Source organism: Phytopseudomonas seleniipraecipitans (assembly GCF_900102335.1).
Lineage (GTDB): Bacteria > Pseudomonadota > Gammaproteobacteria > Pseudomonadales > Pseudomonadaceae > Aquipseudomonas > Aquipseudomonas seleniipraecipitans.
The window spans coordinates 83,634-95,619 of sequence record NZ_FNBM01000001.1 but is presented as its reverse complement, the minus strand read 5'-3'; the positions used below and the strand labels follow the sequence as shown (position 1 = coordinate 95,619).

The window sequence follows — 11,986 nt, the reverse complement described above, 5'->3', positions numbered from 1 at the left end:
CAGGTTCCGAGACCGTCGAGAGAATTCGATTACATGCCTCATATCCTGATCGTCGAAGACGAAACCATCATCCGCACTGCCCTGCGCCGCCTGCTCGAGCGCAACCAATACCAGGTCAGCGAGGCCGGTTCGGTGCAGGAAGCCCAGGAACGCTTCGATATTCCCGGGTTCGACCTGGTGGTCAGTGACCTGCGCCTACCTGGCGCACCGGGCACCGAGCTGATCAAGCTGGCCCAGGGCGCGCCGGTGCTGATCATGACCAGCTACGCGAGCCTGCGCTCGGCCGTCGACTCGATGAAAATGGGCGCCGTCGACTACATCGCCAAACCCTTCGATCATGACGAAATGTTGCAAGCCGTAGCGCGCATTCTGCGTGACCGCGAAACGCTTCGCACGCAGGCCGGCGGTGCACCCGCTGCGCCTCGCGCAGCCGAGAAAGGCGACAAGGCCAGCAACGGTGAAATCGGCATCATTGGCTCAAGCCCGGCGATGCTGGAGCTGTACAGCAAGATCCGCAAGGTCGCGCCCACCGACTCCAATGTGCTGGTGCAGGGCGAGTCCGGTACCGGCAAGGAACTGGTCGCCCGCGCGCTGCACAATCTGTCGAAGCGCGCCAAAGCGCCGCTGATTTCGGTCAACTGCGCGGCGATTCCGGAAACCCTGATCGAGTCCGAATTGTTCGGCCATGAAAAAGGCGCGTTTACCGGAGCCAGCGCCAGCCGTGCCGGGCTGGTCGAAGCTGCGGACGGCGGTACGCTGTTTCTCGACGAGATTGGCGAACTGCCTCTGGAAGCCCAGGCACGCCTGCTGCGGGTGTTGCAAGAGGGTGAGATTCGCCGGGTCGGCTCGGTGCAGTCACAGAAGGTCGACGTACGCTTGATCGCAGCGACCCACCGCGACCTGAAAACCCTGGCGAAAACCGGCCAGTTCCGGGAAGACCTCTACTATCGGCTGCACGTGATCGCCCTGAAGCTGCCACCCCTGCGGGAGCGCGGCAGCGACGTGCTGGAAATTGCCCGCGTCTTTCTGCTGCGCCAATCCACTCGTATGGGCCGCAATGACCTGCACTTCGCGCCGGATGCCGAACAAGCGATCCATCACTACAGCTGGCCCGGTAACGTGCGGGAGCTTGAAAACGCCATCGAACGCTCAGTGATTCTCTGCGAAGGCAGCACCATCAACGCTGAGCTGCTGGGCATCGATATCGAACTGGAAGACCTGGACGACGATGCCTTTGCCGGCTTGCCACCACAGAGCGGCGCGGTCAGTGCCACCAGCCAGGACCCCAATGAGGACCTGTCGCTCGAAGACTATTTCCAGCATTTCGTGCTCGAACACCAGGATCACATGACCGAGACGGAGCTGGCCCGCAAACTGGGCATAAGCCGCAAGTGCCTGTGGGAGCGTCGTCAGCGCCTGGGTATTCCACGGCGCAAATCGAGCGTCACCAGCGAATAACCAAGACAGGAGCCGCGAGGGCTCTAGAGCGGGTGTTACCGCCTTTACGACAAGACGTAACAAAGCCGGGGTTTACGGTAACGGAATCCCGGCTTTTTTTTGCTCGCAAAAATACGCAGCACATTCAAACCTTTGTTTTTAAATGAAAAAATAAAACTGGCACGGCGAATGCTTCATGTCTGGCACAACAACAATAACAAGTAAGACCCACGACAATAAAAATAAGACGTAACGGCTCCAGCACAATAAGAACAAGATGGCAGGAGACGCAGCTAACTGATTTTTTTGGAAAGGATCGCCTCACGGGCATCGCCCTGTGGCCAGATAGAGAACAATAAAACTGTCAGCAGACAGCACCCGTTCTGGTTGGGCCATGGGCCCGAGGTAGCATCAGCATCCAAAGCAATCCGTTTGCTCTTGCTCCCGGTATCGGGAGATTTCCGGACAGCATGGATACCGGAACAGGCGAAAACAAAAACAACAGCCTGCATAACAAGAAAAACGCACAGCAACATTTATGGGGGAGCTTCGGCTCCCCCAGTAGCTTCCACCCCGGCCTGCCTCCCTCCCCGCTTACACCCTCGCACGACTCAATGCTAGAATCCGCGCTATTTCTGCGCCTTTACATTATTCTGGCCACTCATTTCGTCATACAGTGCACTCCATGCTGAAAAAGCTGTTCAAGTCCCTTCGTTCTCCGCTGCGCCGCGCGCACCAGCCTCATAGCAAGCCGCACGTGCTGAACAGCAACCAGCACCCGATCCAGCGCGGGCAGATAAGCCGCTACGCCATCAGCGTGGTCGAGCGTCTGCAGAACGCAGGCTACGAGGCTTATCTGGTCGGCGGCTGTGTTCGCGACCTGCTGCTGGGCATCGAGCCCAAGGACTTCGACGTCGCCACTAGCGCCACCCCGGAACAGGTGCGTGCCGAATTCCGCAACGCGCGGGTCATTGGCCGTCGCTTCAAGCTGGTCCACGTGCACTTTGGCCGCGAGATCATCGAAACCGCGACCTTCCGCGCCAATCACCCTCAGGGTGACGAGGAAGAGGACACCAATCAGTCCTCGCGCAACGAGAGCGGTCGCATCCTGCGTGACAACGTCTACGGCACGCTGGAAGACGATGCGCAGCGCCGCGACTTCACCATCAACGCGCTGTACTACGACCCGGTTTCCGAGCGAATTCTCGACTACGCCAATGGCATGCACGACATTCGCAACAACCTGGTGCGGCTGATCGGTGACCCGACCCAGCGTTACCAGGAAGACCCGGTGCGCATGCTGCGCGCGGTGCGCTTCGCGGCCAAGCTGGATTTCGATATCGAAAAGCACAGCGCCGACCCGATCTACGATTTGGCCCCGCTGCTGGGTGGCATTCCTGCGGCGCGCCTGTTCGACGAGGTGCTCAAGCTGTTTCTCAGCGGTTATGCCATCTATACCTATGACCTGCTGGTGGACTACGGCCTGTTCGGCCAGTTGTTCCCGGCCAGCGCGGCAGCGCTGAAACACAACCCCGAATACACCGACACGCTGATCCGCAACGCGCTGGACAACACCGACCTGCGCATTCAACAAGGCAAGCCGGTCACCCCGGCCTTCCTGTTCGCGGCGCTGCTCTGGCCGGCACTACCCGCGCGGATAATTCGCCTGCAGGAACGCGGCATGCCGGCAATCCCGGCGATGCAGGAAGCGGCTCACGAACTGATCGCTGAGCAGTGTCAGCGCATCGCCGTGCCGAAGCGTTTCACCCTGCCGATCCGCGAGATCTGGGATATGCAGGAGCGCCTGCCACGGCGCAGCGGCAAACGCGCCGACCTGCTGCTGGAGAATCCGCGTTTCCGTGCCGGTTACGACTTCCTGCTGCTGCGTGAAAGCGCCGGCGAGGAAACCGACGGCCTGGGCGACTGGTGGACGGAGTACCAGGATGCCAGCGACAGTGATCGCCGCGTGATGATCCGTAACCTCACCAGCAAGGACGATGGTCCAGGCGCCCCGCGCAAACGTCGCCGCAGTGGCGGTAGCAAGCGCAAACGCAGCCCTCAGGGCGGCGCCGCCGAGTAAGCCCATGGAACGCATCTACATCGGTATGGGCAGCAACCTCGCCGAGCCTGCCGAGCAGTTGCGTCAGGCGCTCGCCGCGCTGGAACAACTGCCGCTCACGCGCCTGCTGGCCTGCTCTTCATTCTATGCCAGCGACTCGCTGCTCCCCGGCCAGCCGCGCTACACCAACGCGGTCGCCGCGCTGGACAGCAACCTGCAGCCCTTGCAGTTGCTGGATGCCCTGCAGGCCATCGAACTCGGCCAGGGTCGCGAGCGTCACGAGCGCTGGGGCCCGCGCACCCTCGACCTGGATATTCTGCTGTTCGGCGAACGGTTGATCGACGAGCCTCGCCTGCGCGTGCCGCATTACCACCTGCAGGCACGCGCCTTCGTGCTCTACCCGCTCGCGGAAATCGCCACGGGCCTCGAGTTGCCCGACGGCCGCACCCTCGACGCGCTGCTGGCGGCCTGCCCCTTCGAAGGCCTGGAACGCCTGACGCCCTGAAGCGGACGACTCCGGTAGAAGACGGCAGCCACGTAACCATGCGGTAACACTTCGATTGACTTGCCCTCCCGCCATCGGGACTATAGCCACCCATTGCCCCCAAACGGGGAGAAAGGGCCGCTAAACAGGCCGAATCGAGGCAGCCTTGCCGCCTCTCGAATGCCAGAGAACCTGCATCAAAGAGCCTGCAATCGACAGGCCCGCACCGGTTCCGAGTGAGGATACGTTCATGCCTGATGTAACCCTGACCACCCTGCGAGCGCTCAAGCAGAAGGGTGAAAAGATCACCATGCTGACCTGCTACGACGCCACCTTCGCCAGTGCCTGCTGCGAGGCCGGCGTCGAAGTGCTGCTGATCGGCGACTCGTTGGGCATGGTGCTCCAGGGACATGACAGCACCCTGCCAGTGAGCATGGCGGACACCGCTTACCACACTGCCAGCGTGAAACGCGGCAATGCGGGCGCGCTGATCGTTGCCGACCTGCCGTTCATGGCCAATGCCACGCTGGATCAGACGCTGCACAATTCCGGCCTGCTGATGCAGGCTGGCGCGCACATGATCAAGGTCGAAGGCGCCGCGTGGCTCGCCGAATCCATTACCCGCCTTGCCGAACGCGGTGTTCCGGTGTGCGCGCACATGGGCCTGACGCCTCAGGCGGTGAACATTCTGGGTGGCTACAAGGTGCAGGGTCGCGAACAGGCTCAGGCACGCCAGATGGTGGCAGATGCCATAGCCCTGGAGCAGGCTGGCGCGGCCATGCTGCTGCTCGAATGCGTGCCGAGCGACCTGGCTGGCGAAATCAGTCGCGCAGTGAAGGTGCCGGTAATCGGCATTGGTGCCGGCTCGCAAACCGACGGGCAGGTCCTGGTACTGCACGACATGCTCGGCCTGTCGCTGAGCGGCCGGGTGCCCAAGTTCGTGAAGAACTTCATGGCCGGCCAGGCAAGCATCCAGGACGCCCTCGCCGCCTACGTGAACGAGGTCAAGGCCGTGACCTTCCCTGCCGCCGAGCATGGATTTTCCGCATGAACACCGTAAAGACCGTGCGCGAGTTGCGCGCTGCCGTCGCCCAGGCGCGTGCCGAAGGCAAGCAGATCGGCCTGGTGCCGACCATGGGCAACCTGCACGCCGGCCATGCCGCGCTGGTGGAAAAAGCGGCCCAGCGGGCTGACTTCGTGGTCGCCAGTATCTTCGTCAACCCGATGCAGTTCGGCCCGGCGGAAGACCTCGACAAGTACCCGCGTACCTTGCAAGCCGATCAACAGCGTCTGATCGATGCTGGCTGCCACCTGCTGTTTCACCCGGACGTCGAGGAGATGTACCCGGGCGGCATGGGCGAGCAGACCCGTATCACCGTGCCCAGCGTCTCCGAGGGTCTGTGCGGTGCCAGCCGCCCCGGTCACTTCGAAGGCGTGGCTACTGTGGTCGCCAAGCTGTTCAACATGGTGCAGCCCGATCTCGCCGTCTTCGGCCAGAAGGACTTTCAGCAGCTGGCAGTCATTCGTACTTTGGTACGCGACCTGAACATGCCGATCCAGATCATTGGCGAGCCGACCGTACGCGCCGACAGCGGCCTGGCGTTGTCGTCGCGCAATGGTTACCTGAGTGATGAGCAGCGTGATACCGCCACAGTACTGTATCGCTCGCTGCAGGACATCGCGCTGGCGATTCAGGCAGGCCGCCGGGACCTGCCGGAGCTGATTGCGCATGCCCAGCGCCAGCATGCCGAGGCAGGGTTGCGCGCCGACTATCTGGAGGTGCGCGAAGCACAGAGTCTGCGCGAGGTCAGCGCCGGTGATCGTGAGCTGGTGGTGCTCGTCGCAGCCTACCTCGGTAATACCAGGCTGATCGACAACCTGAGTTTCACCCTGGATCAGGGCTACTGAGGATAGCTGCACAGGGCCTCAGAACCCGGATACACTGCAAAAGCCCGGACAATTCGCCGGGCTTTTTGGTATCTGACATTTCACTATTGCAGCCTGCCCACCGATGCCTCAACAAGGAAGCCCCATGGCGTATTACCAGCAGCCGCTCGATGTCCTCGCCCTCCCCACCTGGCAGGCGCTGCAACGGCATCGCCAGGCGATGCAGCATTTCAGCATGCGCGAGGCATTCGCAGGCAACCCGCAGCGTTTCGAGCAGTTCTCCCTGAGCAGTTGCGGCCTGTTCCTCGATTACTCGAAAAACCTGGCCAGTGACGAGACCATCGCCCTGCTGATGGCGCTGGCCCGCGAAGTCGGCCTGGAGCAATCGATCCGCGCCATGTTCGACGGCGAGCAGCTCAATGCCTCGGAAGGCCGCCCGGCCCTGCATACTGCGTTGCGCAGGCCGCTGGGCGACAAGGTGCTGGTCGATGGCGTCGACGTGATGCCCCACGTGCAGCGCGTACTGCAGCAGATGACCGAACTGGTCGGGCGTATTCACGATGGTTTGTGGCGCGGTTACACCGAGAAGCCGATCACCGACGTGGTGAACATCGGCATCGGCGGTTCCTTCCTCGGCCCTCAGCTGGTATCGGAGGCCCTGCTGCCGTTCGCCCAGCGCGGCGTACGCTGTCACTATCTGGCGAATATCGACGGCAGCGAATTCCACGAGCTGTCGGCCAAATTGCGCGCCGAGACCACCCTGTTCATTGTCTCGTCGAAGTCCTTTGGCACCCTGGAAACCCTGAAAAACGCCCAGGCCGCGCGGGGTTGGTACCTGGCTCAGGGTGGTTCGGAAACCGAGCTTTATCGTCACTTCATCGCGGTGTCGAGCAACCGCGAGGCGGCGGTCGCGTTCGGCATTCGCGAAGAGAACATCTTCCCGATGTGGGACTGGGTCGGCGGCCGCTATTCGTTGTGGTCGGCGATTGGTCTGCCGATTGCGCTGTCGATCGGCATGTCCAATTTCAAGGAGCTGCTGGCCGGCGCCTACAGCATGGACACGCACTTCAAGACCGCTCCCTTCGAACAGAACATGCCGGTGCTGCTGGCCCTGCTCGGCATCTGGTATGGCAATTTCTGGGAGGCGCAGAGCCAGGCCATCCTGCCGTACGATCACTACCTGCGTAACATCACCAAGCATTTGCAGCAGCTGGACATGGAGTCCAACGGCAAGAGCGTGCGCCAGGACGGCAGCCCGGTAAGCGGCGCAACCGGGCCGGTAATCTGGGGCGGCGTCGGCTGCAACGGCCAACACGCTTATCACCAGTTATTGCACCAGGGCACCCAGCTGATTCCGGCGGACTTCATCGTTCCGGTGGTCAGCTTCAACCCGGTCGCTGACCATCACCAATGGCTGTATGCCAACTGCCTGTCGCAGAGCCAGGCGCTGATGCTCGGCAAATCCCGCGAAGAAGCCGAAGTGGAGTTGCGCGCCAAGGGCATGAGCGAGGATGACGTACAGCGCCTCGCTCCGCACAAGGTGATTCCAGGTAACCGACCAAGCAACACGCTAGTCATGGAGCGCGTGAGCCCACGTCGCCTTGGCGCGTTGGTGGCGATGTACGAGCACAAGGTCTTCGCCCAGAGCGCCATCTGGGGCATCAATGCCTTCGATCAGTGGGGCGTGGAGCTTGGCAAAGAGTTGGGTAAAGGGGTCTATTCGCGCATGGTCGGCAGCGACCACAGCGGCGCCGAAGACGGCTCCACCCAAGGGCTGATCAACTACTTCCGCGGCCGTCACCGCGGCTGATCGAGTGCAGGTGCCCGCTGTCCGCCGGGCGCCTGCAATACTTTGCGGCACTCCGGGGGTCGCTGGAGTCGCCCTATAAAACTTGGCTGCTACCCTTATTGTCCTATGCGGACAAACAACAAAAGGGGAACCGCCCATGTTCACGATCAGCCGCCACCCGGTCAGTGACGACGTACGCCAGCGCGCTCATCTCGATGACGCTGATTATCAGCGCCTCTATCGGCAATCCGTCGATGATCCGGAAACGTTCTGGGGCGAGCAGGCCAAAGCTTTTCTCGAATGGTTCAAACCCTGGGACGAGGTCTGCAGCGGCAGCCTGAGCAAGGGCGACATTCGCTGGTTCTCCGGCGGTGAACTGAACATCAGCCACAATTGCATCGATCGTCATCTGGCCAAGCGCGGCGACCAGGTCGCGCTGATCTGGGAGGGCGACGACCCTAACGAATCCGCCACGATCACCTACAAAGCACTGCACGAGCAGGTCTGTCGCCTGGCCAACGTGCTGAAAGACCGCGGCGTGAAGAAAGGCGACCGGGTGTGCATCTACATGCCGATGGTGCCGGAGGCGGCCTATGCGATGCTCGCCTGCACGCGCATCGGCGCTGTGCATTCGGTGGTGTTTGGCGGCTTCTCGCCGGATGCGCTGCGTGACCGCATTCTCGATGCGGATTGCCGCACGGTAATCACCGCCGATGAAGCCGTGCGCGGCGGCAAACAGATTCCACTGAAGAGCAACGTCGACAAAGCCCTGAACAGCTGCCCTAACGTGTCCACTGTATTGGTGGTACGGCGCACGGGCAAAGAGGTCGACTGGCAAGCAAAGCGCGACCTCTGGTACCACGAGGCCGTGCAACAGGTGGGCGCCGACTGCCCGGCCGAGCCGATGGACGCCGAAGACCCGCTATTCATCCTCTACACCTCTGGCAGCACCGGCAAGCCCAAGGGCGTGCTGCACAGCACCGCCGGCTATCTCCTGCAGGCGGCGATGACGCACAAATACGTGTTCGATTATCACGACGGTGACATCTACTGGTGCACCGCCGACGTCGGCTGGGTCACCGGGCACAGCTACATCGTTTATGGCCCGCTGGCCAACGGCGCCACCAGCCTGATCTTCGAAGGCGTGCCGAACTATCCCGACACCTCGCGTTTCTGGCAGGTAATCGACAAGCATCAAGTGAACATTTTCTATACCGCCCCCACCGCTTTGCGCGCGCTGATGCGCGAAGGCGAAGCGCCGGTGAAGAAAACCTCGCGCAGCAGCTTGCGCCTGCTCGGCAGCGTCGGCGAGCCGATCAACCCGGAAGCTTGGGAGTGGTATTTCAATGTGGTCGGCGAACAACGTTGCCCCATCGTCGACACCTGGTGGCAGACCGAGACCGGCACCATCATGATCACCCCATTGCCCGGCGCCACCGACCTCAAACCCGGCTCGGCGACTCGTCCGTTCTTTGGCGTGCAACCAGTGCTGCTGGACGAACAAGGCAAGGAAATCCACGGCGCGGGCGCGGGTGTGCTGGCAATCAAAGCCAGCTGGCCGAGCCAGATCCGCAGCGTTTACGGTGACCACAAACGCATGCTGGAAACCTATTTCACCGCCTACCCCGGCTACTACTTCAGCGGTGACGGCGCCCGCCGCGACGAGGACGGCTATTGGTGGATCACCGGGCGTGTCGATGACGTGATCAACGTTTCCGGCCACCGCATCGGCACCGCCGAAGTGGAAAGCGCGCTGGTGCTGCACGAGGCCGTGGCCGAGGCGGCCGTGGTGGGTTACCCCCACGACGTCAAGGGCCAGGGCATCTATGCCTTCGTCACCACCATGAATGGCGTGGAGCCGAGCGACGAGCTGAAGAAGGAGCTGCTCAGCCTGGTCGGCAAGGAGATCGGCAGCTTCGCCAAACCCGAGCTGATCCAGTGGGCGCCGGGCTTGCCCAAGACCCGTTCGGGCAAGATTATGCGCCGCATCCTGCGCAAGATCGCCTGCAACGAACTGGACAGCCTCGGCGATACCTCGACCCTGGCTGACCCGGCAGTGGTCGACAGCCTGGTGGCAGAACGGCTCAACAGCTGACGCAGGCTCCCTGGGTATCGATACGCTCAACCACAGGCTACGCCAGGCAACGACCTGTAGCCCGGCGTTGAGCGAAGCGATACCCGGGTGCATTCCCGAGCAGCATCACAGCAGCCCGGCGCGTTAGGCCCGAACCCTGAATGCAGATCGTTGCTCACGCTCCGCGTCGAATGCATTCAGGACGCTCTGCGCCACCAGGCGAGAGAGCCATCAATGACTTGTGGTGCGCAGCCCGGCGCTTTAGGCTCGCGCCATGGAAGTCATCCGCCGCCGTATCGAAAGCCAGGTCCTCAGCCTCAGTGGCATCGCCCTGGGCCAGATCGATTTTGAAAACCCCAAGGGCGACCCCGGCCTGTTCGGGCCGGATTCGGTCTGTTGGCGCATTCATGGCGACTTCACCAGCATGCTCATTGGCGGGGTCAGCGCTCTGCTACTGCAGGCCCTGCATCCACTGGCACTGGCAGGAGTGTGGGATCACTCCAATTTCCGCGACGACCTGCTCGGCCGCCTGCGCCGTACCGGCCAGTTCGTCTCCGGCACTACCTTTGCCAGCCGCGCCGATGCTGACTGGCTGATCGACAAGGTCAAGCGCATCCACCTGCAGGTGGTTGGCACCGCCCCGGACGGCCGCCCCTATGCCGCCAGCGACCCGGATCTGCTGACCTGGGTACACGTCGCCGAAGTACACAGTTTCATGCAGGCGCACCTGCGCTACCTCAACCCACGGCTGAGCACAGCCGACCAGGATCGCTATTACGCGGAGATCGCGCTGGTCGCCGAACGCCTGGGGGCACGCGACGTCCCGCGCAGCCGGGTAGAGATCGATGCCTACCTTGGCGCCATGCAAGGTCAGCTGCTGTGCGATGACCGCTCCCGGGAAATCCTGCGCATCCTGCTGGCCGCCCCGGCGCCAAGCGCGTTGGCAGCGCCGGTCGGCAAGCTGTTTCTGCTCGCAGGTATCGACCTGCTGCCGGACTGGGCGCAGGCCCTTCTGGATCAGCAGATGACACCCGTGCGCAGCCGCCTGACCCGCGCCGGCGTGCACAGCATCGCCCCGGTTATCCGCTGGGCAGTGCGTAGCGGCTCGCTGCACCGCTCGCGCATCCGCATGGGGCTGCCGCCCTACTGACGCCTGCAGAGGTGATAAACTGCGCGCCCCTCATATTCGAGTCGCCGCGCATGCCGTCTCTTGACCAGGCAGTGCGCGCCGCACTTGCCAATCGCCACGCCCTGATCGCCGAACTGCATGAACAGCACACCGACTGTTATCGCCTGTTCCATGGCAGCCAGGAAGGGGCCGGCGGATTGACCGTTGACCGTTACGGCCAACAATTGATGGTGCAGAGTTTTCATCAGTCGCTGACCCGCGATGAGCTGCTGGCCCTGCATGAGCAGGTCAACGAAACACTCGCTGTGCAAACATTGCTGGTCTACAACGACCGCTGCAAAGGTAATTCGCGGGTCGACCGCAACGATGCCGTGCACAGCGCCAGCGACGAGGCGTTGGCTGACCTGGTTGGCCGCGAGTGGGGCCTCAGCTACCGGGTACGCGGTCGCCACGCAGGTCAGGACCCGCTGCTGTTTCTCGACCTGCGCAACGCACGCGGCTGGATCCAGCGCCACAGCGCCAGCAAGCGTGTGCTTAACCTGTTCGCCTACACCTGCGGTGTCGGCCTAAATGCCGCGGCCGGTGGCGCGAGCGAAGTGATCAACCTGGACTTCGCCGAAGGCAACCTGGCTGTCGGCCGCGAGAACGGTGCGCTCAACCCCGCGCTAGCGCCGATGCAATTCGTGCAGTCCGATTATTTCCCGGCGATCCGCCAGTGGGCCGGACTGCCCATCGCCGCGCGCCGCGGACAGAAGCTGCCGAGTTACCCGCGCCTCGAACAGCGCCAGTTCGACCTGGTGTTTCTCGATCCGCCCGCGTGGGCCAAGAGCGCCTTTGGCACTGTCGATCTGCTGCGCGATTACCAGAGCCTGCTAAAGCCGGCGATTCTCGCCACCGCCGAAAATGGCACCCTGGTGTGCTGCAACAACCTGGCAAAGGTGCCAATGGCCGAGTGGCGCGAGCACGTGCTGCGCTGCGCCAGCAAGCTCGGGCGACCGGTGCGCGAGCATGAACAGCTGCTGCCTGCCGCGGATTTCCCGTCGTCGGATAACAATCCTCCGCTAAAAACCCTCGTCCTGCATTTTTGAGCGGGCGCATCGTCACGCGGAACCCGGGGCTCATGCCAT

9 protein-coding genes are annotated in these 11,986 nt (G+C 62.6%); all 9 read left to right on the top strand.

Features of this window, described 5'->3' with window-relative positions; genetic code table 11:
• The first annotated feature begins 33 nt into the window (after positions 1-33).
• The 9 genes from BLS60_RS00455 to BLS60_RS00415 all read left to right on the top strand — a co-directional run bounded on the left by BLS60_RS00455 (position 34) and on the right by BLS60_RS00415 (position 11,947).
• Positions 34-1,458: a sigma-54-dependent transcriptional regulator gene (locus BLS60_RS00455; protein ID WP_070881222.1), complete on the top strand. Its 1,425-nt coding sequence runs from the start codon at positions 34-36 to the stop codon at positions 1,456-1,458.
• A 664-nt stretch (positions 1,459-2,122) separates the two neighbouring features.
• Complete coding sequence (locus tag BLS60_RS00450; RefSeq protein WP_092363440.1) at positions 2,123-3,517, top strand: polynucleotide adenylyltransferase PcnB; 1,395 nt, start codon at positions 2,123-2,125, stop codon at positions 3,515-3,517.
• A gap of 4 nt (positions 3,518-3,521) precedes the next feature.
• Positions 3,522-4,001 (top strand): 2-amino-4-hydroxy-6-hydroxymethyldihydropteridine diphosphokinase, encoded by a 480-nt coding sequence (gene folK / locus BLS60_RS00445; RefSeq protein ID WP_070881220.1) that lies wholly within the window; start codon positions 3,522-3,524, stop codon positions 3,999-4,001.
• Between the two features lie 229 nt (positions 4,002-4,230).
• Entirely contained in the window at positions 4,231-5,031 is an 801-nt protein-coding gene (gene panB / locus BLS60_RS00440; RefSeq protein WP_070881219.1) for a 3-methyl-2-oxobutanoate hydroxymethyltransferase, read from the top strand.
• Complete coding sequence (gene panC / locus BLS60_RS00435) at positions 5,028-5,888, top strand: pantoate--beta-alanine ligase (protein ID WP_092363437.1); 861 nt, start codon at positions 5,028-5,030, stop codon at positions 5,886-5,888. Before panB ends, panC begins: the two co-directional genes overlap by 4 nt.
• A 124-nt stretch (positions 5,889-6,012) precedes the next feature.
• Entirely contained in the window at positions 6,013-7,677 is a 1,665-nt protein-coding gene (gene pgi, locus BLS60_RS00430) for a glucose-6-phosphate isomerase (protein WP_092363434.1), read from the top strand.
• Between the two features lie 136 nt (positions 7,678-7,813).
• Entirely contained in the window at positions 7,814-9,751 is a 1,938-nt protein-coding gene (acs, locus tag BLS60_RS00425; RefSeq protein ID WP_092363431.1) for an acetate--CoA ligase, read from the top strand.
• A 253-nt stretch (positions 9,752-10,004) separates the two neighbouring features.
• Positions 10,005-10,880 (top strand): oxygenase MpaB family protein, encoded by an 876-nt coding sequence (locus tag BLS60_RS00420; protein WP_092363428.1) that lies wholly within the window; start codon positions 10,005-10,007, stop codon positions 10,878-10,880.
• A gap of 50 nt (positions 10,881-10,930) precedes the next feature.
• The gene (locus BLS60_RS00415) at positions 10,931-11,947 is read left to right on the top strand and encodes a class I SAM-dependent rRNA methyltransferase (protein WP_092363425.1); all 1,017 of its coding nucleotides are present in this window, start codon (positions 10,931-10,933) and stop codon (positions 11,945-11,947) included.
• Positions 11,948-11,986 lie beyond the last annotated feature (39 nt).